This window comes from Ensifer sp. NPDC090286, from assembly GCF_044769565.1.
In the GTDB taxonomy this organism is placed as follows: Bacteria; Pseudomonadota; Alphaproteobacteria; order Rhizobiales; family Rhizobiaceae; genus Ensifer.
The window spans coordinates 603,629-627,075 of record NZ_JBIVYF010000003.1 but is presented as its reverse complement, the minus strand read 5'-3'; the positions used below and the strand labels follow the sequence as shown (position 1 = coordinate 627,075).

The 23,447-nt window shown below is 64.0% G+C and carries 20 protein-coding genes, 1 tRNA gene and 1 riboswitch; of the genes, 9 read left to right on the top strand and 12 right to left on the bottom strand.

Translation table 11 applies throughout. The features are described from left to right. Position 1: 1 nt before the first annotated feature. Positions 2 to 1,186: an O-succinylhomoserine sulfhydrylase gene (locus ACIQUG_RS18215; protein WP_402323413.1), complete on the bottom strand. Its 1,185-nt coding sequence runs from the start codon at positions 1,184 to 1,186 to the stop codon at positions 2 to 4. Between the two features lie 44 nt (positions 1,187 to 1,230). Further along, positions 1,231 to 1,309, bottom strand: a riboswitch (SAM riboswitch). 74 nt (positions 1,310 to 1,383) lie between these two features. Between ACIQUG_RS18215 and ACIQUG_RS18210 the strand changes: the two genes are divergently transcribed. From ACIQUG_RS18210 to ACIQUG_RS18200, 3 genes are all read left to right on the top strand, one after another. Further along, the gene (locus ACIQUG_RS18210; RefSeq protein ID WP_043622376.1) at positions 1,384 to 2,481 is read left to right on the top strand and encodes a 2'-deoxycytidine 5'-triphosphate deaminase; all 1,098 of its coding nucleotides are present in this window, start codon (positions 1,384 to 1,386) and stop codon (positions 2,479 to 2,481) included. 81 nt (positions 2,482 to 2,562) lie between these two features. After that, a tRNA-Gly gene (locus tag ACIQUG_RS18205) sits at positions 2,563 to 2,637 on the top strand. Between the two features lie 139 nt (positions 2,638 to 2,776). Next, complete coding sequence (locus tag ACIQUG_RS18200; protein ID WP_402323412.1) at positions 2,777 to 3,610, top strand: transporter substrate-binding domain-containing protein; 834 nt, start codon at positions 2,777 to 2,779, stop codon at positions 3,608 to 3,610. A 34-nt stretch (positions 3,611 to 3,644) separates the two neighbouring features. Here ACIQUG_RS18200 and ACIQUG_RS18195 read toward each other — a convergent pair whose 3' ends face one another. The 3 genes from ACIQUG_RS18195 to ACIQUG_RS18185 form a co-directional block, all read right to left on the bottom strand. After that, entirely contained in the window at positions 3,645 to 4,055 is a 411-nt protein-coding gene (locus tag ACIQUG_RS18195; RefSeq protein WP_043622382.1) for a tellurite resistance TerB family protein, read from the bottom strand. 128 nt (positions 4,056 to 4,183) lie between these two features. After that, complete coding sequence (locus ACIQUG_RS18190; protein ID WP_402323411.1) at positions 4,184 to 5,017, bottom strand: thermonuclease family protein; 834 nt, start codon at positions 5,015 to 5,017, stop codon at positions 4,184 to 4,186. A gap of 13 nt (positions 5,018 to 5,030) precedes the next feature. Then, positions 5,031 to 5,684 (bottom strand): helix-turn-helix transcriptional regulator, encoded by a 654-nt coding sequence (locus ACIQUG_RS18185; RefSeq protein ID WP_402323410.1) that lies wholly within the window; start codon positions 5,682 to 5,684, stop codon positions 5,031 to 5,033. Positions 5,685 to 5,870: 186 nt separating this feature from the next. Between ACIQUG_RS18185 and ACIQUG_RS18180 the strand changes: the two genes are divergently transcribed. Beyond that, on the top strand, positions 5,871 to 6,953 hold the full coding sequence (locus ACIQUG_RS18180) for a calcium:proton antiporter (protein ID WP_402323409.1): 1,083 nt from the start codon (positions 5,871 to 5,873) through the stop codon (positions 6,951 to 6,953). 15 nt (positions 6,954 to 6,968) lie between these two features. Here the strand turns inward: ACIQUG_RS18180 and ACIQUG_RS18175 are convergent, their stop codons facing one another. Next, entirely contained in the window at positions 6,969 to 7,478 is a 510-nt protein-coding gene (locus tag ACIQUG_RS18175) for a winged helix-turn-helix transcriptional regulator (protein ID WP_402323408.1), read from the bottom strand. Between the two features lie 133 nt (positions 7,479 to 7,611). On the opposite strand from ACIQUG_RS18175, the gene ACIQUG_RS18170 reads away from it, so the two are divergent. Further along, a complete protein-coding gene (locus ACIQUG_RS18170; protein ID WP_402323407.1) occupies positions 7,612 to 8,076 on the top strand; it encodes an SRPBCC family protein in 465 nt (154 codons plus the stop codon). A gap of 68 nt (positions 8,077 to 8,144) precedes the next feature. On the opposite strand, the gene ACIQUG_RS18165 is transcribed toward ACIQUG_RS18170, so the two are convergent. Continuing rightward, complete coding sequence (locus ACIQUG_RS18165; protein WP_402323406.1) at positions 8,145 to 8,726, bottom strand: LysE family translocator; 582 nt, start codon at positions 8,724 to 8,726, stop codon at positions 8,145 to 8,147. A 219-nt stretch (positions 8,727 to 8,945) separates the two neighbouring features. On the opposite strand from ACIQUG_RS18165, the gene ACIQUG_RS18160 reads away from it, so the two are divergent. After that, the gene (locus ACIQUG_RS18160; RefSeq protein ID WP_402323405.1) at positions 8,946 to 9,830 is read left to right on the top strand and encodes a DMT family transporter; all 885 of its coding nucleotides are present in this window, start codon (positions 8,946 to 8,948) and stop codon (positions 9,828 to 9,830) included. A gap of 22 nt (positions 9,831 to 9,852) precedes the next feature. Here the strand turns inward: ACIQUG_RS18160 and ACIQUG_RS18155 are convergent, their stop codons facing one another. The 6 genes from ACIQUG_RS18155 to ACIQUG_RS18130 form a co-directional block, all read right to left on the bottom strand. Next, on the bottom strand, positions 9,853 to 10,686 hold the full coding sequence (locus ACIQUG_RS18155) for a methyltransferase domain-containing protein (protein ID WP_402323404.1): 834 nt from the start codon (positions 10,684 to 10,686) through the stop codon (positions 9,853 to 9,855). Between the two features lie 73 nt (positions 10,687 to 10,759). Then, complete coding sequence (locus ACIQUG_RS18150; RefSeq protein WP_402323403.1) at positions 10,760 to 11,188, bottom strand: GNAT family N-acetyltransferase; 429 nt, start codon at positions 11,186 to 11,188, stop codon at positions 10,760 to 10,762. Positions 11,189 to 11,348: 160 nt separating this feature from the next. Further along, positions 11,349 to 13,565 carry a 3-hydroxyacyl-CoA dehydrogenase NAD-binding domain-containing protein gene (locus ACIQUG_RS18145; RefSeq protein ID WP_402323402.1) on the bottom strand — a complete coding sequence of 739 codons (2,217 nt, stop codon included), beginning with the start codon at positions 13,563 to 13,565 and terminating at the stop codon, positions 11,349 to 11,351. Between the two features lie 11 nt (positions 13,566 to 13,576). Further along, positions 13,577 to 13,981 carry a YbaY family lipoprotein gene (locus ACIQUG_RS18140; protein WP_192447927.1) on the bottom strand — a complete coding sequence of 135 codons (405 nt, stop codon included), beginning with the start codon at positions 13,979 to 13,981 and terminating at the stop codon, positions 13,577 to 13,579. An 11-nt stretch (positions 13,982 to 13,992) separates the two neighbouring features. Beyond that, a complete protein-coding gene (locus ACIQUG_RS18135; RefSeq protein ID WP_192447926.1) occupies positions 13,993 to 15,201 on the bottom strand; it encodes an acetyl-CoA C-acetyltransferase in 1,209 nt (402 codons plus the stop codon). Positions 15,202 to 15,266: 65 nt separating this feature from the next. Further along, a complete protein-coding gene (locus tag ACIQUG_RS18130) occupies positions 15,267 to 17,063 on the bottom strand; it encodes an acyl-CoA dehydrogenase C-terminal domain-containing protein (protein ID WP_402323401.1) in 1,797 nt (598 codons plus the stop codon). Between the two features lie 479 nt (positions 17,064 to 17,542). Here ACIQUG_RS18130 and ACIQUG_RS18125 point away from each other — a divergent pair, with 479 nt between their 5' ends. From ACIQUG_RS18125 to ACIQUG_RS18115, 3 genes are all read left to right on the top strand, one after another. Then, positions 17,543 to 21,361, top strand: a complete 3,819-nt coding sequence (locus ACIQUG_RS18125) for a peptidoglycan-binding protein (protein WP_402323400.1) — start codon at positions 17,543 to 17,545, stop codon at positions 21,359 to 21,361. Between the two features lie 340 nt (positions 21,362 to 21,701). Then, positions 21,702 to 22,628, top strand: coding sequence for a sulfite exporter TauE/SafE family protein (locus ACIQUG_RS18120; protein WP_192447923.1), 927 nt, complete (start codon positions 21,702 to 21,704; stop codon positions 22,626 to 22,628). Continuing rightward, on the top strand, positions 22,628 to 23,428 hold the full coding sequence (locus ACIQUG_RS18115) for a TIGR02186 family protein (RefSeq protein WP_402323399.1): 801 nt from the start codon (positions 22,628 to 22,630) through the stop codon (positions 23,426 to 23,428). Before ACIQUG_RS18120 ends, ACIQUG_RS18115 begins: the two co-directional genes overlap by 1 nt. The last annotated feature ends 19 nt before the right edge of the window (positions 23,429 to 23,447 follow it).

The window sequence follows — 23,447 nt, the reverse complement described above, 5'->3', positions numbered from 1 at the left end:
ATCAGGCCTTCACGGCCTTCAGCGCGCGGGCGAAATCTTCCACCACATCGTCGCTGTCCTCGATACCGGCCGAGAAGCGCACGGTGCCGGCGGACATGCCGAGCTCCGTACGGGCCTCGTCGGTCAGGTTCTTGTGCGTGGTCGTGGCCGGATGGGTGATCAGGCTCTTGCTGTCGCCGAGGTTGTTGGAGATGCGCACGATCTCCAGTGCATTCTGCAGCGCGAAGGCAGCATCCTTGCCGCCCTTCAGTTCGAAGGCGACGAGCGTCGAGCCGCCGGTCATCTGCTTGGCGATGATATCGGCCTGTGGGTGATCCTTGCGGCCGGGATAGATGACCTTGGCGACCTGCGGCTGTTCCGCCAGGAAGTCGGCGACGCGGCGGGCCGTTTCCGTCTGCTGACGCACGCGCAGCGGCAGCGTCTCGATGCCCTTCAGCAGCGTCCAGGCGTTGAACGGCGACATCGCCGGGCCGGTGTGGCGGAAGTAGTCGTGCAGGTGCTCGTTGATCCATTCCTTGTCGGAAAGCACCACGCCGCCGAGGCAGCGGCCCTGGCCGTCGATATGCTTGGTGGCGGAATAGACGACGATATGGGCGCCGAGTTCCAGCGGCTTCTGGAAGAGCGGCGTCGCAAAGACGTTGTCGACGACGACCTTGGCGCCGATCTGGTTGGCGAGCTTGGCGACGCCGGCAATGTCGATGACTTCAAGCGTCGGGTTGGTCGGGCTTTCGAGGAAGAAGACCTTGGTGTTCTTCTGGATCGCCTTTTCCCAGTTGGTGAGATCGCGCCCGTCAACCAGCGTGCACTCGATGCCGTATTTCGGCGCCAGCGTCTCGACCACCCAACGGCAGGAGCCGAAGAGCGCGCGGGCAGCGACGATATGATCGCCGGCCTTCAACTGGCAGAGGATGGCGGCGGTGACCGCGGCCATGCCCGATGCGGTGGCGCGCGCGTCTTCAGCGCCTTCCAGCATGCACATGCGCTTTTCGAACATGTCGTTGGTCGGGCTGCCGTAGCGGGCGTAGATGAAACCTTCGGTCTCGCCCTTGAAGCGCGCTTCAGCCGCTTCCGAAGTCTCGTAGACGAAGCCCTGGGTGAGGAAGATCGCTTCGGAGGTCTCGCCGTGCTGGGAGCGGGTCGTGCCGCCATGGACCAGTTGCGTTGCGGGGCGCCAGTTTTTGCTCATGTGACGATCACTTTCAAAAACAAAAAAACCGGCCGCGTGAAGGGCCGGTTTGACACCCGGCCTTTTTAGCTACTTGTTTAACGTGGCTGCAAGCCGACCGGCCAAATCACCACGGGATAAAGCTTCAATACTGCCAGGGTACGCTTGCGTCAATTCCCGGAGTTTGGTTTTGTCTCGCAACTGAAAAGAGGACTGCAATGGGCCGCGACACTGGGATTTTGGCCGATCGCGCGATCGCCGCGCTGTTCGAATCGGGACGCCTGAAGAGCGAGAAGCCGCTGGATGACGATCAGATCCAGCCGGCGAGCCTCGACCTGCGCCTCGGCGCCAAGGCTTTTCGCGTCCGCGCGAGCTTCATGCCGGGTCCGTCTCATCTCGTTGCCGACAAGCTCGACCGGCTGAAGCTGCACGTGGTCGACCTGACCGAGGGCGCGGTGCTGGAGACCGGCTGCGTCTACATCGTGCCGTTGATGGAAAGCCTGGCGCTGCCGAAGGGCATGTCGGCCTCGGCCAACCCGAAGAGTTCGACCGGCCGCCTCGACATCTTCACCCGCGTCATCACCGACCGCGCCCAGGAATTCGACAAGATCCCGGCCGGCTACAGCGGTCCGCTTTATCTCGAAATCAGCCCGCGCACCTTCCCGATCGTCGTGCGCCGCGGCTCGCGCCTGTCGCAGATCCGCTTCCGCATGGGCCAATCGATCCTGTCGGAACAGGAATTGCAGGCGCTGCATGATAGCGACGTGCTGGTGGCGAGCGACAAGCCGAACGTCAGCGGTGGCGGCATCGCGCTGTCGATCGATCTGAAGGGCACCGGGCCCGAAGGCCTGATCGGCTATCGCGGCAAGCACCACACGGCGGTCATCGATGTTGACAAGAAGGCGCAGCACGCGATCTTCGATTTCTGGGAGCCGCTCTACAGCCGCGGCCGCGACGAACTGATCCTCGATCCGGATGAGTTCTACATTCTCGTTTCGCGCGAGGCCGTGCATGTGCCACCGCTTTATGCGGCCGAGATGACGCCGTTCGATCCGCTGGTCGGCGAATTCCGTGTGCATTACGCCGGTTTCTTCGATCCGGGCTTCGGTCATGCCTCTGCCGGCGGCACGGGCAGCCGTGCGGTGCTGGAAGTGCGCAGCCACGAGGTGCCGTTCATCCTCGAACACGGCCAGATCGTCGGCCGCCTGATCTACGAACACATGCTGGAACGCCCGGATGGTCTCTACGGTCTCGGCGTCGGCTCCAACTATCAGGCGCAGGGCCTGAAGCTCTCGAAGCATTTTCGCGCCGAGTAGGGGATTTCGAAGTGACCCTGGCGCGATCCGGCGCAAGGGTGCTTGACAGATCGCCCCGGTTCGGGAAATTTCGCAGGCGCCGCGGGTGTAGTTCAGCGGTAGAACGCCAGCTTCCCAAGCTGGATGTCGTCGGTTCGATCCCGATCACCCGCTCCATTCCTTCCTGACCGATCATTGCCTCGATGGCGTAAGGCCTATGGCCAGTTGCGCCGTGGACGGCTAACCTAGGACGGGATGAATCATCCGCGGTTCTAAGGGCCGCATCTGACACACGAGACGTGCCGGCCCGCTGCCCATGAAGCTTTTCTCCCTGTTTGCCCTTTGCGCGTCCTTGATCGCAACGCCGCTTGCGGCCCAGCCCAAGGATCTGCCGCTCCTTTTCGATGCGCGCGAACGCATCGCCAAGCCGGATCTCACGGGCCTCGCGCGCCTGCGCTTCTTGACGACGGTGGACTTTCCGCCGTTCAACTTCATCGATCAGTCGGGCAAGCTTTCGGGATTTCATGTCGATCTCGTGCGCGAGATCTGCCGCGAGCTCGACATTGAAGCCAAGTGCCAGATCCAGGCGGTGACCTATGCGGAGCTGCTGCCGGCGCTGGAACAGGGGCAGGGCGAGGCGGTGGCCGCCGGCGTCGCCGTCGGTCCGGAACTGCGCCAGCGCTTCGGCTTTTCGCGCGCCTTCATGCGGCTCCCGGCGCGGTTCGCGGTCAACACCAAGGCGGCGGGCGCAGTGGCCGCGCCGAAGGATCTGAAGGGCAAGCCGGTCGGCGTCGTTGCCGGAACCACGCATGAGGCGATGTTCAAGGCGTTCTTCCCGAAGATCGAGGCCAAGGTCTTTCCGGACCGCGAGGCCATGCTGACGGCGCTGCAGAAGGGCGATGTGCCGGCGGTGTTTTCCGACGGCATGCAGCTTTCCTTCTGGATCTCTGGCAGCGCTGCCGGCGGTTGCTGCGCGCTCGTCGATGGCGCCTACTTCTCGCAACGTTTCCTCGGCGAAGGCCTGACGATCATGAACCGCAAGTCGGAGCCGGCACTGACCCAGGCGATCGATCACGCGCTGCTGGCGTTGTCGCGCAGCGGCCGTTTGGAGGAAATCTACCTGCGCTACTTCCCGAACGGTATCTACTGAGCTTCAGGGCTTCCCGGTGCGGTCGTCGGCTGGCCTATCGGCGGAAGCGTGCGAGCGCGCCGCGCTCGATGGCGGCGCAGGTCAGTTTGTCGAGGCCAAGCCGGTCGCGCAGCAGCTGCAGCAGGCGGATTTCTTCGTTGCGGATGCGCTGGTCGGCAGCCGCGATCTCGACGGCGAGCGCGTAGGCCGTCTCGTGGAACTTCTCCGGCAGCGCTTCGCGCACGATCTCGAGCATGATGTCGAGCCCCTCGGGCGCCGCCAGCTGTGCCGAACATTCATGGCCGATATGGACGAGGCTATCCTCGTCGAATCCTTCGAACACGGGCAGGAACTGGACCAGCCGGCCGATGCGGGCAAACTCGTCGTCGCTCATCTCGCGGTCGACCGCCGACATCATCACCATGACATAGACGAGAGCTTCGTGGTGGCTGAGGCTTGGCAGCATGGGGCTTTCCGGTGGTAGGGCAATTCCAGGGAGAGGGTGGTTCCTGATCCGGAGTTGCGTCGTTTCAAAGAGTCGGGCCGTCTGTTGCTTTCGACAGACGGTCGAGAGCTGGGAATTGTCGCGGCTGTTTACAAGTCCGGTTCCGAGGCGTCCACTCCGAGGCCGAGGGTTGGATCGTCGAAGGTCATCGGCGTGTGGCTGAGGTCGCGCGGATCCTCGCCGTAAAAGCCGAGCTTCGCCTGGCGTGCCGCGTCGGCGCGCTTTTCGAGGGAGGAGCCCGCGACCGGTGTCGCCCAGCCATTGTCGACGAGCCAGATGGCGAGATCCTGCCCGCCAAGCGTGCAGGAGGCGGTGGCCGAAGGGCCGGGACCTGCTTCGGGCAGATCGCAGCTGACCGCACGTGCACGCAGGAAGTTTCGGAAGGCGGTTCGTGCGACGATGCCGCAGGGCCAGCTCTTGCCGCCGCTTTCGCAGGTCCGCTCCGCCTGCTCCGGCTCGATGCCGTCGATCTGCAGGGTCAGCTTGTCGAACTGGATCACGCCGGCGGCGACCGCGACCGGACGATAGAGCACGGTCGGCCCGGCGGCTTTCGCTTCCTTCTTCGGTTCCGACAGCGGCGCGCGCGGTTCCACCCGTTCGAGCGGCGCGCTGGTGACCGTGTCGGGCAGGCCGAACTGCTGCGGCTCGATGGCACGCGCCGCATTCTCCGTCGTGGAGGTGCCATGCGGTTGTTCGCCCGTCGTCGCTGCGCCTCCGGAGGGCGCGCCGAGGTCGAGCGGGACCTCGTCATTGGCCTGATCCGGCGTCGCCTCGAAATCGGTCATGTCGGGTGTTTCGAGAACGAGCTCGGGTGTGGCGGTGGTCTCGCGGTCGCGGATGGCGACGGCGCCCGCATAGAGGATGCCGGTGAAAAGGGCGATTGCGGCGATGCCGCCGGCAAGGGTGTACAAATGCTGCCGCATCAGGAAGGACGTCCTATTGGCTGGCCCAGATGATCCGGGCGATCCATTCGATCTGGCTGGTCTCGAAGCTGCGGTTCGGATGCTCGGGATTGAGCGACAGAAGTTCGATCACCCGCGGCGTCTGGCGCGTGAGCACCTTTGCCATGACCTCGCCCTCCTGCGTCTTCACCACGACGCGATCGCCCCGCCGGATCGGCGCGCCGGGGTCGACGATCAGGATGTCGCCGTCGCGGTAGAGCGGCAGCATGCTGTCTCCCTGTACCCCGAGTGCATAGGTGCCGCTGCGCTTTTCCGCATCCGTGGGAAAATCGATGACGTCCCAGCCCTGACCGGCGGGAAAGCCGCCGTCGTCGAAGTAGCCGCCGGCACCCGCCTGGGCAAAGCCGATCAGCGGGATCGTGGCAGCGGCCACAGGTTCCGAAGGCGCTGTGGCCCCGTCCGGCTGCAGCAGGCTTGTGAACTGGTCCATGGTGGCGCCGGTCGCCTCCAGCACCTTGGCGATCGATTCCGTCGAGGGCCAACGCTCCCGCCCGTCGGCGGAGCGACGCTTGGACTTGTTGAAGGAGGTCGGGTCGAGGCCGGCACGGCGCGCGAGACCGGAAGGCGAGAGCCGGTGGCGCTCGGCCAAGGTGTCGATAGCGTGCCAGATCGTGCCGTGAGACAACATGACGAGAGATCCAGGCCGGCAGGCGGCCACTTGCTGCTTTGGTTCCCGGCCACACTACCGAAACGCTGCAGGGCGGTAAAGAATCGGGAGGAAAATAGTCCTCGCCCCGTCATTTGCTTTGCGGGGCGTCGCCCCTATAGTTCCGGTGATGGGCAGGACAGGCTTTCGGTGGAGGGCGTTTTGTTGATGCGCATGAAAGCGGAACCCCTGCTGATCGTCGCCATGCTGGCCGCGGTCGCCGGACTTGCGCTCGAAGATCACCTGCTTGAGATGGGACGCCTCGCAACGCTTCTCGGTGCCGGCGGCCTGGTGGTCGCGATCGTGCTTGCGTCGCTGCGGGTATCGCATCACGCCGAAGTGCTGGCGTCGAAGGTCGGCGATCCCTATGGCACGATGATCCTGACGCTCTCGGCGGTGCTCGTCGAAGTCGTCGTGCTGGCGATCATGATGACGAGCGAGACGTCTCCGACGCTGGTGCGCGACACGATCTATGCGGCCGTCATGCTCGACATCAACGGCATCCTGGGGCTCGCGGCCCTGCTCGGCGGCCTGAAGCACGGCGAGCAGCCCTATAACGACGATTCCGCCCGCACCTACAGCGTGATGATCCTGACGGCGATGGGGATTTCGATGATCGTGCCGGAATTCGTGCCGGCGGCCAAATGGCATCTCTACTCGGCCTTCACCATCGGCGCGATGATCACGCTCTACGCTCTGTTCCTGCGCATGCAGGTGGGCGTGCACAGCTACTTCTTCAGCTACAGCTATCCGAAGGCGAAGGGCGAGGGGAGCGCGAGACAAGGCGATCCGGACCAGCCGGTGCTGCCGTCGATCGTGATCCTGATACTCGGCATCGTACTGATCGGCTTTCTAGCCGAAGTGATGTCGTCGCTGCTGACATCAGGCCTGAAGGGGAGTGGTGCACCGCTCGCCGTCACGGCCATCGTCGTCGCGGCGATTTCCGCCTCGCCGGAGATCATGACCGCCATGCGCGCCGCTCTCGCCAACCGCATGCAGGCGGTCGTCAACATCGCGCTCGGCGCCTCGCTTTCGACCGTCATCCTGACGGTGCCGGTGATGGAGGCGATCGCGCTCTATACCGGCCAGCCCTTCCTGATGGCGATGTCGCCGGTGCAGACGGTGATGGTTACGATCACGCTGATCGTTGCGGCGATCAACCTCAACGACGGCCAGACCAACGCGATTGAGGGCATGACGCATTTCGTGCTGTTTGCCACCTTCGTCATGCTCTCGGCGATCGGCCTCTGAGCGGATGGGCGAGCGTCAGGCCGTCGCCTCTTCGCGCGCCTTCCGGGCGACCACTTCTTCATAGGCGGCCTGCAGCGTTGCGCGCACCCTGGGAGGACCGTCGAGCGGCGTCCCCAGATGGTCGTGCCGCAACTCGTCCATGAAGCGGTCCCAGAGCGCCGGGCCGCCGTTCTCCATGAGTTCGGCACGAATGCTGAGCTCTTCGCTGACCGGCAGGTAGCGTCGCCCCCAGGCGCCGAGCTGGGCCATGATCGGCACCAGTGCAATCGTCATTTCCGTCAGGCTGTAGATCGCCTTCTGCTTGTGCGTGGGGTCGTCGCGCCTCGTCAGCATCCCCTGTTCGACCAGCATCTTCAGCCGGTCCGCCAGGATGTTCGAGGAGATGCCCTCCTGCGATCGCAGCAGCTCCCGGAAGTGCCGTTTGCCGCCGAAGATCATGTCGCGAATGATCAGCAGGCTCCATTTGTCGCCGAACACTTCGAGCGAAAGATTGATCGGGCAACCCGAGCGCATGTCGTCCTTCATTGGCACCTCTTTAAAACCGCTTGCATTATCGCATCACTGACGCTAACGTTCAACTGATTTCAAAATAATAGCAGTTTATAATCGAAATCAGTTAATCATAAGCCATCAGTTTCCGACCCAGAGGAGGCAAGACATGACTGATAGATCCGTGGAACATTCGTGCTTCACCATTGAGCGCAGCTTCAAGGCGACGCCGGTTGAGGTGTTCAGGGCGTTCTCGGAACCGGCCGCAAAGGAGCGCTGGTTCGTCAACGTCGAAGCCGGGGCGCAGATCACCCACGACTTCCGCGTCGGCGGCCGCGAAAGCGGTCGCTTCAGCGTGGACGACGGCACGACCTATTACGACGACACCATCTATCTGGATATCGTCGAGAACCGCCGGATCATCTTTGCCTATACGATGACGCAGAACGACAGGCGGATTTCCGCCTCCGTCGCCACGGTCGATATCCAGCCCGCGGGCACCGGCACGCGCCTGGTCTTTACCGAACAGGTGGCCTTCCTCGACGGGCTCGACAAGCTCGAATACCGGCGTGGAGGCTGGGAAGAATTGATGGGCGCCTTGGCGAAGGAACTCGGCGAGACGGTTGCCGCCTGAGGCACAACGACTGGCCGCTTCTCACGATCGATTTCCCGGAGGACGCGTGCTGGTCCTCCGGGATTTTTCTAGTGCATGGCGGCAATCGCGCTGCCGGCGATGCCGACAGAGAAGAGCGTGAGGCAGACGGCGGCGATCCGGCGCGGCAGGTGCGAGGCCGACAGGCCCTTGGAGATCTGCACCAGCAGGGCGCCGGCTCCGATCCAGGCCGACCCGGCAGCGACGACCAGCAGCGAAAAGCCGGCGATCCAGGGCCAGACGGCTGCCAATCCCGTCTGCGGCAACAGCACCAGGGCGACGATAAGGGCTTTCGGATTGAGCAGCGTCGTGACGAAGACTTGTTGGGTGGAGATGACAACGCCTTCGCTGCGTTCGGCATCGGTCGTCCAGAGCGCATAGGCGAGGTAGAGCACCCAGCAGGCGGCAATGAGCCTCAGCGCCAGGCCGAGGTTCGGATGGGCGGCGAGGAACGGGGCGAGCAGCGCGACGGCGGGAATGATCACCGCAAGATAGCCGCCGAGCTCGCCGGTCAAAAGCGGCAGCGACCGGCGCAAGCCCGCCGATGCGCCGGAAAGCCAGAGCAGCGTGTTCGTCGGACCGGGCGTCGCGAGCAGGACGAGGGCGGCAAGGGCGAAGGCGAGCGGCTGCATGTCATTGAGACCTAGGTTTCACGATCGTTATCGCCGCCTTCTAGCAGCGGTGCAAGCGCCGGTTCTTGATCTCCATCAAGCCTGGTGCCGGATCGTGGCGCAGGCCACCCCAAGAAATCGCCACAGCGCCACCCCGGCATGCCCCTTCCGCGCCCGACGCCGCCGCGCTATCAGACGGGCTCCGCCGCTTCTCTTCCCGCCGGCGTGATCGAGGCTCCCATGAACAAGACCGTCCTGTCAGGCATCGTCATGACGACGTTTTCCTATTTCCTGTTTTCGCTGCAGGATGCTTCGGTCAAATGGCTGGTCGTCGGCTTCTCGGTTTGGCAGATCCTGTTTACCCGCAGCATCACCATCCTTGTGCTTTGCCTCGTCATCGGCCGCGGCCAGCTGGTGCGCAATGCCATCGTATCGCCGGTGCTCAAGCCGCTCTTCGTGCGCAACCTTTTGCTGCTTGCCGCCTGGCTTTGCTATTTCAATGCGGCGCGTGATCTCAGCCTCGCCGAAATGACGACGCTCTATTATGCCGCGCCGATCGTCGTGACGCTGCTGGCGGTACCGATCCTGAAAGAGGACGTGCCGCCGATCCGCTGGTTCGCCGTTTTCATCGGCTTCGTCGGCGTGCTCGTCGCCTGCGATGTGCTTGGCACCGGCATGAAGCTGTCGCTGCCTGTGTTCCTGGCTCTGCTTGCCGCCGTCTTCTGGGCGATCGGCACGGTGATGCTGCGCAAGACCGCACTGCATGAAACGACCTTGGTGCAGATGACGATCTCCAACGTCTTCTTCATCGGCATGACCGGGGTTGCCGTCGGTTTCTTCTGGACGCCGCCTGCGCTCTTCGACGTCGCGCTGATGGCCGGTACCGGCGTCATCGCCGGCATCGCCCAGTACGCCTTTTTCGAGGGCATGCGTCGCGCACCGATCTCGGTGATCGCACCGTTCGAATATACCTCGCTCGTCTGGGCCTTCGGTCTCGGCTTCCTGATCTGGGGCGACGTGCCGGCAATGAACGTTTTCGCCGGCGCCGGACTGATCTTTGCGGCCGGCCTGCTGATCATCGTCGGCGAACGCCTGGCGCACCGGCGCCAGGGCGCGACAGCCTGAGGCCGAATGGAAGCGGAACGCTTCACGCCTTGATGACGAGGGCTTCCGGTATGCGACCGGTCAGCCGGAAGAACAGGTGGGACGTCACGAGCACGTTGGGGTCGGCAAGGTGGCGGTCGAGGGCGGCGAGATCGTCATCCAGCTGGACTTGGCTGATGAAAGCTTCGGCAACGAGCCTGTCACGGACATTGTTGATGAAATCCCGAAGGATCGATCGGCGGTCGTGGCCGGGCGGGTAGACGTGCTCGACCGCATCGACGGAAATCGCCTCGACGCCGGCACTCCGGAACAGCCGATGCAGCCGACGGCCGATGTTGAGGTCGATGCCTCTGGCCGTGGAATAGGCGGTGTAGGCGGCCAGCAGCCGGTCCCAGGCGGCAAGCGGCGGATCGCAGATATGCGCCAGGAAATCGGCCTCGAAACTCGCAATCCAGCCGCCGGGCCTCACCAGCGACACCATTTCGAGCACGATGAGTTCCGGCCGTGGCACGTTGACCAGCACCAGCCGCATATGGGCGCCGTCGAAGGAGCGGCGCGGCAGGCCGGTGGCATAGGCGTCGCCCTCACGCACCTCGACCTGCGGCAGCGCGTGGCCGGCAACGAAACGGCGGGCAAGCTCGACGAAATGCGGGTCGCGCTCGATGCCAAGCACCGAGCCGGTCGGCCCGACGCGTTTGCCGATGAGATGCAGCACGCCGCCGGGACCGCAACCGAGATCGACGACGCGCTCGCCCGGCTTGATGCCGACCCGTTCGAGTTGCTGGTCGGAATCGGGTGCGAGGTTGGCGATTTGTCGTTTCAGGCGTGCTTCTTCGGGCCCGGCGCGCCCAAGCAGATAGAGATCAGGCTCGCTCATGGCGTGTCCCCCTCTGAAGTCGCGGAGGATGCGCCCCCGCACGGAGGGCGTCAATCAGAAGATGCTGATAAGCTTAACGCGCCCGCGATGTCATGAAGCGGCGCTCGGCGGTTTCCTCATAGATCACAAGACCTTCGCGACGGTAGAAGGCCACCGCCGGATTGGTCGTCAGCACGCTTAGCCGTACGGGCAGGCCGATTGCTGCCGCCTCGACAAGCACCTGCCTCAGGGCGAAAGCTCCGTAACCACGCTTCTGATATGCGGGCGCGACATAGAGCTTGTTCACCCAGAGATGGTCCGCGCGCCGTGTCACCGAAACACAGCCGGCATCTTCGCCGTCTGCAACGATGACGCGATGTTCATCGAGGATCAGCGCATCCGCCGGACGCGGGCGCCAACTGCCCCAGAGTGCGACGGCATAGTCGCGCATGCAGGCTTCTTCGAGCCAGTGCAGATAAGGTTCGTCGCCGGGGACGGCGGCGCGGAATGTCGTTTTCGTCATGGCCTGGTCGTGGGTCGCGGTTCCATCAGCGCGGGCCTAACACCAGAACTGTAACAGGGTGATGGCGGCCGGGTGGGCGTTGAGCAAGGGCCTCAGATGAGCCGTGCTCAAACGAAAACAGGCCCCCCGAGGGGCCTGCTTCCAATGCGATGAGCGGGCCTTACGCCGCGTGTTTCTTCTCGCCGTAGGGGTCGAAGCGGCCGTAGAAGGTCTCGCCGCGCTCGGCCATTTCCTTCAAGAGCGCCGTCGGCTTGAAGTGGTCGCCATAGTCCTTGGCGAGCTTCTCGCACATCTTGACGAAGGCCTTTACGCCCATGCCGTCGATGTAGGAGAGCGTGCCGCCTGTGTAAGGCGCAAAGCCGAAGCCGAGGATCGAGCCGACGTCGGCTTCGCGCGGATCGGTGACGATGCCTTCTTCCACGGTGCGGGCCGCTTCGAGCGCGATCGTCGCCAGCAGGCGCTGCTTCAGCACCTCGACGTCGATCTTGTCGGCGTTCTTCTGTGGGTAGAGCGTCTTCAGCTCCGGCCACAGATACTTCTTGGCCGGCTTTGCCGGATACTCGTAGAAGCCCTTGCCGTTCTTGCGGCCTCGGCGGTCGAGGTCGTCAACCATCTTGTTGATCAGCGCCAGATGCTTGGGATCGACGGCCTTTTCGCCGAGGTCGGCGACGGTGGCTTTCAGGATCTTCTGGCTGAGGTCGATCGCCACTTCGTCGTTGAGCGACAGAGGTCCGACCGGCATGCCAGCCATCTTTGCGGCATTCTCGATCATTGCCGGCGGCACGCCTTCGATCAGCATGTCATAGGCTTCGTGGATGTAGCGGAAGACGCAGCGGTTGACGTAGAAGCCGCGGGTGTCGTTGACGACGATCGGCGTCTTCTTGATCGCGGCGACATAGTCGAGTGCCACGGCGAGCGCCCTGTCGCCGCTCTCCTTGCCGAGGATCACTTCCGTCAGCATCATCTTCTCGACCGGCGAGAAAAAGTGGACGCCGATGAACTGGGCCGGGCGCTTCGAGTTCTTGGCAAGCCCGGTGATCGGCAGCGTCGAGGTGTTGGAGGCAAAGATCGCGTCCTCGGCAATCACCGCTTCCACCTTCTCGATCACGTCCTTCTTGACCTGGCGATCCTCGAACACCGCTTCGACGACGAGGCCGGCGGTCTTCAGATCGTTGTAGTCGGCCGAAGGCGTGATGCGGGCAAGCAGGGCTTCGCCTTCTTCCTTGGTCAGTCGGCCCTTGCCGATCGAATCCTTGACCAGGACTTCCGAATGCGTCTTGCCCTTCGTCGCCGCTTCCATGTCTCGGTCGATCAGCGTGACCGGGATGCCGGCAGCGGCCGTCACATAGGCGATCGAGGCGCCCATGAAGCCGGCGCCGACGACGCCGACATGCTTGAACTCCGACTTCGGCACGCCGGCCGGGCGGCGGGCGCCCTTGCCGAGTTCCTGCATCGAGACGAACAGCGAGCGGATCATCGAGAAGGCTTCGGTCGTCTGAAGGATCTCGGTGAAGTAGCGCTGCTCGATCTTGAGCGCCGTATCGAACGGTACCTGCAGACCTTCATAGACGCATTTCAGGATGGCGATGGCGCCCGGATAGTTGCCGTAGGTCTCGCGGCGCAGGATGCCGGAAGCGGCCGGCCACAGCTGCGCCGAGGCTGGCGTCCAGATGCCGCCGCCCGGGACCTTGTAGCCCTTTTCGTCCCAGGGCTGCACCGGCTTCAGGCCGTTCTTGATCATCGCCTTGGCAGCCTCGACCAGTTTGTCGGCATCGACGACCTCATGCACCAGGCCGAGCGCCTTGGCGCGGGCTGCCGTCAGCGACGAACCCGTCGTCATCATCTGCAGCGCGTCCTGTGCGTTGGTAAGGCGCGGCACGCGCTGGGTGCCGCCGGCGCCCGGGAAGATGCCGACCTTGACTTCCGGCAACGCGATCTTCACCGATTTGGAATTGGAGGCGACGCGGCCGTGGCAGGCGAGCGAAAGCTCGAAGGCGCCGCCCATGCAGGTGCCGTTGATCGCCGAGACCCACGGCTTGCCGGAGGTTTCGAGCTTGCGGAACAGGCCCGTCATGCGGCCGACCAGATCGAAGAGCTTCTGGGCGGCGTTATCCGGATCCTTCTTCTTTTCTTCCTGCTGGAAGGTGAACATCGACTTGATCATCGACAGATCAGCGCCCCCGGAGAAGCTCGACTTGCCCGACGTGAAGACGACGCCCTTGATCGCCGCATCGGCAGTGTTCTGATCGACGATGGCGTTCAGCTCTTCCATCACCTCCTGGGTGAAGACGTTCATCGACTTCTCGGGCATGTCCCAGGTGACGAGCGCAATGCCGTCGGCGTCGGTCTCGATCTTGAAATTGGTGTAATTCGTCATGGTTCTCCCCCTCAGTAGAGAATGGGTTCGATCTGCAGCGAGACGTTCGATCCGCCGCTGTAACGTTGCTTGCTGGTGTTGGTGGCGATCAGCCGCCCGTCGCGCTCGACACGGATGCTGAAGCCGGCGTCGACAGCCTTGTCGAGTTCGGGCTTCGGCACCTGCAGCACGAAGGGCACGCGGGTGGCCTTGCCGTCGCTGACGACAGACGTCTCGGCGATCAGCTTGGCGGCGACGTCCATCACGCCCTGCTCTTCGAGCCGGATCGTGACGGTGCCGACTGGAACCGGGCCGCTGGCGACATTGGTGATCGCACCGGTGAGCGTGAAGCTGTCGCCGCCTTCCTCCTCGTCGGAGACGCAGCCCGCGGCTGCAAGCAGCCCCAGGCCCATCAGTCCAAGAAGGGTGCGGCGCATCACGTCCATCGTCAGACCCTTTCGATGATCGTGGCCGTGCCCATGCCGGCGCCGATGCAAAGGGTGACGAGCGCGGTGTTGAGATCGCGGCGCTCCAGTTCGTCGAGCACGGTGCCGAGGATCATCGCGCCGGTCGCGCCGAGCGGATGGCCCATGGCGATCGCGCCGCCGTTGACGTTGATCTTGTCGTGCGGGATGTCGAAGGCCTGCATGTAGCGCAGGACGACCGCCGCAAAGGCTTCGTTTAGCTCGAAGAGATCGATATCCGACAGCTTCATGTCGGCGCGCTTCAGCAGCTTCTCGGTGACGTCGACCGGGCCGGTCAGCATCAGTGCCGGGTCGGAGCCGATATTGGCGAAGGCGCGAATGCGGGCGCGGGGTTTCAGGCCCATGCTCTCGCCACCGGCCTTGGAGCCGAGCAGCACGGCTGCGGCGCCGTCGACGATCCCGGACGAATTGCCGGCATGGTGTACGTAGTTGATCTTCTCGATTTCAGGGTGTGCCTGGATGCCAACCGCTTCGAAGCCGCCCATTTCACCTGGCATCTGGAAGGACGGGTTGAGCGAGGCGAGTGCCTGCATGTCGGTGCCCGGACGCATGTGCTCGTCGCGGTCGAGGATGGTCAGACCGTTCTGGTCCTTGAAGGGAACGACGGACTTCTTGAAGTAGCCCTTTTCCCATGCATGCGCTGCGCGCTTCTGGCTTTCGACGGCATAGGCGTCGACGTCGTCGCGGCTGAAGCCGTACTTGGTGGCGATCAGGTCGGCCGAAACGCCCTGCGGCATGAAGAAGGCCGGCAGGTTGACCGACGGGTCCATGAACCAGGCGCCGCCGGACATGCCGAGGCCGACGCGCGACATCGATTCAACGCCGCCGGCAATGACGATGTCGTCGGCGCCTTGCGCGATCTTCGCTGCGCCGAAGTTGACGGCGTCGAGGCCGGAAGCGCAGAAGCGCGAGATCTGCATGCCGGGGGCACGGGTCGAATAGCCGGCTTCGAAGGCGGCAGCCTTCGGGATCACCGCGCCTGCGTCCATCACCGGATCGACGCAACCCATGATGATGTCGTCGACGGTCGACGTGTCGAGGTCGTTGCGGTCACGCACCGCTTCCAGCATCTTGGCGGCGAGCCGAACGGACGGCACTTCGTGCAGCGATCCGTCCTTCTTGCCACGGCCGCGCGGCGTGCGCACGTGGTCGTAAACGAAGACTTTCGTCATCTCTCATCTCCCTTTCGGCAGCACCTTGAGGTGCTGCCCGTCAAACACTTGTGAAATCGAACGCCTTAGAAGGCGGCCGCGTCGAGCGCCATCAGCGTGTCGGCGCCGGTCTCGATGCGGGCCTTGCGCAGGGCCGTTTCCGGCAGGATCCTTTCCATGAAGAAGGTCGCGGTGATCAGCTTGTTCTTCAGATAGTCTGCACGCGCCGTTTCGCCAGAGGCAAGCTTTTCCTCGGCCGTCTTGGCGATCTTCGCCCACATGTAGCCAAGCACGACGAGACCGAAGAGGTGCATGTAGTCGGTCGAGCCGGCGCCGGCATTGTCGGGCTTGGCCATGGCGTTCTGCATGAACCACATGGTGGCCGCCTGCAGGTCGTTGAGACCCTTCTTCAGCGCCTTGGTATAGGCGGCGAGCTTTTCGTTGCTGCGGTTCTCCTCGCAGAAGTCGCCGATCTCCTTGAACAACGCCATGACGGCGCGGCCGCCGTTGAGGCCCAGCTTGCGGCCGACGAGGTCGAGCGCCTGGATGCCGTTGGCGCCTTCGTAGATCATCGCGATGCGGGCATCGCGGACATACTGGCTCATGCCATGTTCTTCGATGTAGCCGTGGCCGCCGAACATCTGCTGCGCCATGACGGCGTGGTCGAAGCCCTTGTCGGTCAAGACGCCCTTGAGGATCGGCGTCATCAGCCCGAGAATGTCGTCTGCTGTCTGGCGGTCGGCTTCATTGTCGGAACGGTGCGCGATGTCGGATTTCAGCGCCGTCCAGAGCGTGAAGGCACGGCCGGCTTCGTTGAAGGCCCTGATCGTCATCAGCGTGCGGCGCACGTCCGGGTGCACGATGATCGGGTCGGCCTTCTTGTCGGGCGCCTTCGAGCCGGAGAGCGAACGGCCCTGGATGCGGTCGCGGGCATAGTTGGCGGCGTTCTGATAGGCGATCTCGGCGATCGAAAGGCCCTGCAGACCGACGCCGAGGCGGGCTTCGTTCATCATCACGAACATGGCGTTAAGGCCCTTGTTCTCCGTGCCGATGAGGTAGCCTTCGGCCTCGTCATAGTTCATGACGCAGGTCGAGTTGCCGTGGATGCCCATCTTGTGTTCGATCGCGCCGCAGGAAACGCCGTTGCGTTCGCCCGGCTCGCCATCGGCGTTGAGCTTGAACTTCGGCACGATGAACAGCGAAATGCCCTTCACGCCTTCCGGAGCGCCCTCGATGCGGGCCAGCACCAGATGGATGATGTTGTCGGACATGTCGTGTTCGCCGGCAGAGATGAAGATCTTCTGGCCGGAGATCTTGTAGGCGCCATTGCCGGTCGGAACCGCCTTGGTGCGCAACAGGCCGAGGTCGGTGCCGCAATGCGGCTCGGTCAGGTTCATCGTACCGGTCCAGGTGCCGGCGACCATCTTCGGCAGATAGGCCTGCTTCTGCTCGTCGGTGCCGTGAACCAGGATCGCGGCGATCGCGCCCTGGGTCAGGCCCGGATACATGGTCAGCGCCATGTTGGCCGACGACATGTACTCGCCGACGGCGGTGTGCAGCGTATAGGGCAGGCCCTGGCCGCCGAATTCTTCAGGCACGGCAAGGCCGAGCCAGCCGCCTTCGCGGTAGAGATCGAAGGCTTCCTTGAAGCCCTTCGGCACGCTGACCGAACCGTCGTCGCGACGCTTGCAGCCTTCCTGGTCGCCGGAAAGGTTGACCGGAAACAGAGCTTCTTCGGCAAGCTTGGCGGCTTCGCCGACGATCGCCTCGATCATGTCGGGCGTCGCATCGGCAAATCCGGGCAGGTTGTTGTAGCGCTCGATGCCGAGCACGTCGTTCAGGATGAAGAGGGTATCGTCGACCGGAGCCTTGTAGATGGGCATTCTTTCCTCGCCTTTGGTGCTTCGGGCCGCCGTCTGTCGTCGTCGACGCCCGGTTGCAGGATGCCGGATGCGCCGCCATCCTCATTGTTTCCAGGGCATCCACTCCTCCCGTTTTTCCACGGGAAAGCGGATGCCGCCGGGGCGGTCTCGCATCGTTGGCCGGATGCTACAAAATTTTGACGTTTGCGTAAACGTCAAAAATTGCGTGTCGTGCAGTTTGGTGGCGTGTGGGGAGGTCGGCGACACCGCAGCGCCTCAACTTCGTACGATCCTGCCAAATCGTTAAAAAATCATCCGCAGGTTAACCGCTTGTTTACCACGTTTCGTGAAAGGTGCGTGTTGAGATGGTCAAAGCTGCAACCTGTCCTGGCGTCGCATCGTTGTAGTTTTGCCCGCGTCGGAAGCGCCACAGGGGTGAAGAAAGCAGTTTTCTTCCGTGACGACTTTCGAGATGGCCGACGACAGGGGCGAAGAACAACATGAGTGGATTGCGATCAAATCCTCAGCGCGCAGGCAGCCAGTCCTATAGCGAGCGGCCGTCGCTCGACGCCTTGAACCGCACCATCGAAGGATTGGAGGCGCGGATCGAAGGCCTGATGAGCGGTACGACCCGCGACCCGGCGCCAAGGACGCCCGAGCGCGAACCCGTCCGGGAAACGGCATCGCCCCGCGATGCCGTCGCCGAAATCATGCAACGCCAGCGCAGCCTCAGCGCCTCGCGCGAGCGACCAGCGCTGAGTGACCGGCTGTCGCAGCGCGGGCCGGAACGGTATGCCCCCGAACGCCCCATTTCCGAACGCCCGGTCCAGGACCGCTACGTCGAAGAGCCGCGCCCCCAGCTTCACAGCCAGCCGCAGCGCGCCACCGCGGCCGTCAACGATATCGCCGAAGCCCTCGTCGGTTTGCGTCAGGACCTGAAGCGCGACATCACCGACGGCCTGACGCGCGAGATGAATTCGCTGCGCTCCGAAATTCGCGGCATCAAGGCCCAGGCGCAGGATCACAGCTTCGCCGAAGACGTGCGTGGCGACATGCAGCGCCTTGCCGACAGCATCCAGCATCTCGGCCGTCAGGCCTCGCCCGCCCAGGCTGACGCCTTGCGCGGCGATTTCGACGACCTGCGCGCGATGATCGACGGACTTGCGCGCGAAGACAGCATGCGCCGCATGGAAAACCGCTGGAATGGTGTCGAGGATCGGCTGATCGCGTTCGACCAGAGCCGCGACGACGAACTGGTAGCGCTCGCCTATCGGCTGGACGAAATCAAGTCGCAGATCGGCTCGCTGAAGAGCAGCTCCGCTGTCGATGTGCTCGAAGACAAGCTTATCGCCGTTGCCCAGGCGATCGAAATGCTCGGCCGGCAGATCCAGCCCGACGATCGCCGCCTCGTCTCGCAGTTTGCCGATCTTGACAGCCGGCTCGACGAAATCAGCCGCGCCATTGCCGCCAACAGCCGCACGACCCAGGGGCTTGATACCGGCTTCGTCAATCGCCTCGAAAGCCGGCTCGGCGATCTCTCCCACCAGATCGACAGCCTGTCGCGCCCGAACGATTCGGGCCTCAGCGCCCGTCTGGAAGCCCTGACCGTCCGTGTCGAGGATCTCGCCAGCGAAAAGGCCGCCGCCCGCCTGGAAGAGCGGCTCGACCAGCTCTCGCTGATGATGGAGCGCAGCAACAGGACGGCGCAGTCGGACCTCAACGATTACCTGTCGGATATCTCCCGCAAGATCGAGGCCCTCGACCAGGGCAGCGTCAACGACGCACTGGCCGAGCGGCTGGACTATCTCGCCCGCCGGATCGACGAGCTCGACGCCCACGGCGCCCAGCCTGTTTCCGATCCGCGTTTCGACCGGCTGGAAGATCGCCTCGCCGGTATCGCCCAGCGGCTGGAGGAAACACAGGCAGCGCCGTTCGACGACCGCGCGGCGCTTCAGAACCTTGAAGCCCAGATCGCCAACCTGTCGACGCTGGTCAGCCAGCCGCGGGCGGACGTCGCCCAGAGCGTGATGCCCGTCGATTTCGAAAACCGTATGACCGCGCTCGAGGACTATTTCTCGACCAGCGACGAATACATCGTCGAAGCCGCCCGCCAGGCGGCCGAAGCGGTGATGGAAGCCTATTCCAAGAACGGCCCAACGCAGGCCTCCTCCGGTGGCGACCTGGCCGCGATCTCGGCGCTCGCCGAAGACCTGCGGACACTTGAGGACTTGAGCCGCTCCAGCGAGGAGCGGACTGCGCGCACTTTCGAGGCGTTGCACGAAACCCTCGTCCACATCGCCGACAAGCTGGAACGCATCGAAAACCGCGAGCCGGCAATGGCGGCCCAGCCTGCCATGGCGGTGGTGCGCGAAGCCGCCCCGATGCCGCGCGCCGCGCAGCCGGAGTTCAACGACCCTTTCGGTGGCGGTGACCTCGATGATCGCTACGACGACCTGCAGCGCAATGTCCGCGCCCTCCAGGCGGAGGACCAGGCCGTCGCAGCCGAGGCCGCCGAACCGGTAACGGCCCTTGCCGACGATGCGCAGATCTCGACCGTCGAGCTCGAAGAAGAGCGCGAGCCGGTAGCCGCTGGCCGCACAGGCCTGCTCGCCGGCCTCACCCGTCGCTTTTCCGGCAAACGCTCGGAACAGGCACCGGAGCAGGCGCGCAAGCTCGTCGAGCCGACGCCGTCGATCGATCCCTCCGAAATGCTGGCGCCGGAAGAAGCAAACCAGCTGCTCGAGCCGGGCTCCGGCGTTCCGGACGTGAAGAAGATCCTGGAGCGCGTGCGCGCCGGGCAGATGAACAAGGCAGGCATTCAGCCGGCCGATGGCGACAAGTCGGACTTCATCGCCGCCGCTCGCCGCGCCGCCCAGCTCGCCGTCGAGGAAGCCGACACCCTCAACAAGACCGGCGACAAGGCCGCGACGTCCGGCATCGGCGGCGCTTTTGCCCGTCATCGCCGGCCGATCCTCATGGCCGTCGGCGCCGTGCTTTTGGCGATCATGTCCTACCCGATGGTCAGCTCGATGCTGAACAAGGACGAGATGCCGGTCGAACCGGTGGCGGTCATCGAGCAGACGGTCAACCCGCAGGCATCCGAATTCAAGGTCGCCGACGACCAGCTGATGCAGGGCACGACCGTTGCGGCACAGGCAGCACCGGTCGCTGCGTCCGAAACGGTTGTTGCGCCACCGCTCGATTCCGTTGAAGCGCCGGCAAAGACCCCCGAGGCCTCGATCGCGGTGACGGCAACGACCGTGCCGACGACCACCTTTGCAACGCCGGCAGAAGGCAAGGCGCCGATGCTTGCGCCTGTCGCCGAGACGAAGACGCCGGTCACCGAGTTCCAGCCGGCAGCGGCTGCAGCGACGCCGGTGGCGAGCGCTTCGGTCGCAAGCGCGCCGGCCGATGGTGCCGCGATGACCCCGTCGACCACTGCCGCTGCGGCCGTGGCGACCGACGTCGTATTGCCGGAAGGTTTTGGCCCGGTCGCGCTGGTGACGGCTGCCAAGGGTGGCGACCCGCTCGCCTTCTACGAAATCGCCGTGCGCTTCACCGAGGGCCGGGGCGTTCAGGAAAATATGGCGGAAGCCGCGAAATGGTATCAGCGCGCCGCCGATGCCGGCGTCGTGCCGGCTCAGTACCGTCTTGCGACCCTCTACGAGAAGGGCACCGGCGTGACGCGCGACACGGCCAAGGCGAAGGCGCTCTATATCGCTTCCGCCGGCCAGGGCAACGCCAGCGCCATGCATAACCTCGCAGTCATGCTGGCAAGCGGCCGCGATGGCGCGCCTGACTTTAACGAGGCAACGAAGTGGTTTGCCAAGGCTGCCGAACTCGGCATCCGCGACAGCCAGTTCAACCTTGCGGTTCTCTATGCCCGCGGCAACGGCGTGCCACAGGACCTGACGGAATCCTACAAGTGGTTCTCGGCGGCTGCCCGCGAAGGTGATCTCGATGCCGGCGCCAAGCGCGACGAGGTTGCCAAGGCGATGAAGCCGGAGCAGCTCGAAAGCGCCAAGGCCAAGGCCGAAGCCTGGAAGGCTGAGCCGGTCGACGCCAAGGCAAACAGCGTCGACGTTCCGGATGCATGGGTCGGCCCGGCCAACAAGACCGCCAGCGTCGACATGAGCAAGGCGGTCCGCAACATCCAGGCGATCCTCAACAACAACGGCTTCGACGCCGGCAAGCCGGATGGCCAGATGGGCAAGAAGACCGTCGGCGCCATCAAGGCTTTCCAGAAGTCGGTCGGCCAGGAGCCGACGGGCGAAATCACCGAGCAACTGGTCAAGGAATTGCTGAAGCGCAATTCCTGACCCTCAGGCCCAGCGCCGTAATAAAGCCGCAGAGCCGGGCGACACGGGTTGCGGGTGGCGAAGCCATCCGCCATGTGGCTGAAAAGGTTGAAATCTCGGGCTGCTGCATAATTCCTTAATCGGAATCGGGCTAAGGAAGAACCGATGCAGCAATCAAGGTCCGATTCTTGGCCTTGGCACGTCCTGGCGGAAGCGCAACGCTGCAGGAGTGCATGACGGAGGCCGCCTCGCCCTCGGGGGAGGTGTCGGCCCTTCGAATAATCCCTCAATCGTGGTGATTTGCTTGCCACACTAACTGGTTTGCCCGCATCGCGGGCCGTTGGCATATCGAGGATCCGGCGTGACGATCTATCTGCCCATCGCAGAGTTGTCGGTGAACATACTCATTATTCTCGGTATGGGCGCTGCCGTCGGCTTTCTGTCCGGCATGTTCGGCGTCGGTGGCGGGTTCCTGATCACGCCGCTCCTGATCTTCTACAATATTCCTCCCGTCGTCGCGGTGGCGACCGGTGCCAACCAGGTGGTGGCCTCGTCGATTTCGGGGGCGATCACGCATTTCCGAAGAGGCACCATCGACATCAAGCTCGGCACGGTGCTTCTGTGCGGCGGTCTTGCCGGCGCGACCGTCGGCGTCTGGCTGTTCTCGCTGCTGCGCCGCCTCGGCCAGCTCGACCTGGTGATCTCGCTGCTTTACGTCGTGCTGCTCGGCACCGTCGGCGGCCTGATGCTCTGGGAGAGCGTCGTCGCCATGCGCAAGGCGGCCAAGAACCAGCAGACGACCCTGCGCCGCCCCGGCCAGCACAACTGGGTGCATGGCCTGCCCCTGAAGATGCGCTTCAAGAAGTCGAAGATCTATCTGAGCGTCATTCCGGTGATCGCCCTCGGTTTCTGCATCGGCATCCTGACCTCGGTCATGGGTGTCGGCGGCGGCTTCATCATGGTGCCGGCGATGATCTATCTGCTGCGCATCCCGACCAATGTCGTCGTCGGCACGTCGCTGTTCCAGATCATCTTCGTGTCGGCCTACACGGTCATCGTCCAGGCTTCGACCAACTACACCGTCGACATCGTGCTCGCCTTCGTGCTGATGATCGCCGGCGTCATCGGCGCCCAATACGGCGTGCGCGTCGGCCAGAAGCTGCGCGGCGAACAGCTGCGCGCATTGCTGGCCCTGCTTGTTCTTGCCGTCGGTATCCGTCTGGCGATCGAGCTCGTCATCCCGCCGAAGGACGTCTACTCGGTCGTATCCGCGGGGTTCGGCTTCTGATGCTCCGCCTTGCCCGCACGACCCTTGCTCTTCTGGCGCTTGCTCTGGCCGTTCCCGTGCAGGCGGCGATCCAGGATGAGAACGCCGATTTCACCGAGAAGCTTGAGATCGGCATTTCCACCGATGAGATCGCCATCACCTCGGACTTCCGAGGTGCCGACCTGACGATTTTCGGTGCCGTCGACGGTTTCGACCAGAGCCTGCTCGCCCAGGGTCGATACAATATCGTCGTGTCGCTGGAAGGCCCGAAAGACAACGCGACGGTGCGCAAGAAAGAGCGGGTCTTCGGCATCTGGGTCAACACCAGCTCGATGACCTTCGAACTGGTGCCGGAATCCTATTCGCTGTCTTCGACGCGCGACATCGAGACGATCGCGCCACCCGGCGAGATGGGCAATATGGGCATCGGTGTCGATCACATGCGGCTGGTACCGCTCGGCTTCGTCGGCGACGGCAGCAATCTTGGCGAATTCCGTAATGCCTTTCGCCGCATCCGCGAGGGCAGCGGCGTCTACGAGCGCGATCCCGGCGGCGTGCAGTTCATCAGCTCCAGCCTGTTCAAGGCCTCGGTGCGGCTGCCGGCAAATGTGCCGAACGGCGTGCATGTCGTGCGCGCCTATCTCTTCCGCGACGGTGTCTTCGTCGCCGCGAAGGCGCTGCCGCTGCGCGTCGTCAAGACGGGCCTCGAACAGTTCATTACCCAGGCGGCGCACCAGCAGCCGCTGCTTTATGGCTTGATGGCCGTGCTGCTTGCGGTCATCACAGGCTGGGGCGCGAGCCTGATCTTCCGCAAGGAATAGTGACCGGCACGCTTCGCTG

Bases quoted from the DNA above. Each gene is read 5' to 3' on its own strand.
- ACIQUG_RS18215 (WP_402323413.1), bottom strand. From the start codon at position 1,186: ATGAGCAAAAACTGGCGCCCCGCAACGCAACTGGTCCATGGCGGCACG.
- ACIQUG_RS18135 (WP_192447926.1), bottom strand. From the start codon at position 15,201: ATGACGAAAGTCTTCGTTTACGACCACGTGCGCACGCCGCGCGGCCGT.
- ACIQUG_RS18185 (WP_402323410.1), bottom strand. From the start codon at position 5,684: ATGTTGTCTCACGGCACGATCTGGCACGCTATCGACACCTTGGCCGAG.
- ACIQUG_RS18125 (WP_402323400.1), top strand. From the start codon at position 17,543: ATGAGTGGATTGCGATCAAATCCTCAGCGCGCAGGCAGCCAGTCCTAT.
- ACIQUG_RS18115 (WP_402323399.1), top strand. From the start codon at position 22,628: ATGCTCCGCCTTGCCCGCACGACCCTTGCTCTTCTGGCGCTTGCTCTG.
- ACIQUG_RS18180 (WP_402323409.1), top strand. From the start codon at position 5,871: ATGCGCATGAAAGCGGAACCCCTGCTGATCGTCGCCATGCTGGCCGCG.
- ACIQUG_RS18150 (WP_402323403.1), bottom strand. From the start codon at position 11,188: ATGACGAAAACGACATTCCGCGCCGCCGTCCCCGGCGACGAACCTTAT.
- ACIQUG_RS18160 (WP_402323405.1), top strand. From the start codon at position 8,946: ATGAACAAGACCGTCCTGTCAGGCATCGTCATGACGACGTTTTCCTAT.
- ACIQUG_RS18130 (WP_402323401.1), bottom strand. From the start codon at position 17,063: ATGCCCATCTACAAGGCTCCGGTCGACGATACCCTCTTCATCCTGAAC.
- ACIQUG_RS18195 (WP_043622382.1), bottom strand. From the start codon at position 4,055: ATGCTGCCAAGCCTCAGCCACCACGAAGCTCTCGTCTATGTCATGGTG.
- ACIQUG_RS18175 (WP_402323408.1), bottom strand. From the start codon at position 7,478: ATGAAGGACGACATGCGCTCGGGTTGCCCGATCAATCTTTCGCTCGAA.
- ACIQUG_RS18140 (WP_192447927.1), bottom strand. From the start codon at position 13,981: ATGCGCCGCACCCTTCTTGGACTGATGGGCCTGGGGCTGCTTGCAGCC.
- ACIQUG_RS18210 (WP_043622376.1), top strand. From the start codon at position 1,384: ATGGGCCGCGACACTGGGATTTTGGCCGATCGCGCGATCGCCGCGCTG.
- ACIQUG_RS18200 (WP_402323412.1), top strand. From the start codon at position 2,777: ATGAAGCTTTTCTCCCTGTTTGCCCTTTGCGCGTCCTTGATCGCAACG.
- ACIQUG_RS18170 (WP_402323407.1), top strand. From the start codon at position 7,612: ATGACTGATAGATCCGTGGAACATTCGTGCTTCACCATTGAGCGCAGC.
- ACIQUG_RS18155 (WP_402323404.1), bottom strand. From the start codon at position 10,686: ATGAGCGAGCCTGATCTCTATCTGCTTGGGCGCGCCGGGCCCGAAGAA.
- ACIQUG_RS18145 (WP_402323402.1), bottom strand. From the start codon at position 13,565: ATGACGAATTACACCAATTTCAAGATCGAGACCGACGCCGACGGCATT.
- ACIQUG_RS18165 (WP_402323406.1), bottom strand. From the start codon at position 8,726: ATGCAGCCGCTCGCCTTCGCCCTTGCCGCCCTCGTCCTGCTCGCGACG.
- ACIQUG_RS18190 (WP_402323411.1), bottom strand. From the start codon at position 5,017: ATGCGGCAGCATTTGTACACCCTTGCCGGCGGCATCGCCGCAATCGCC.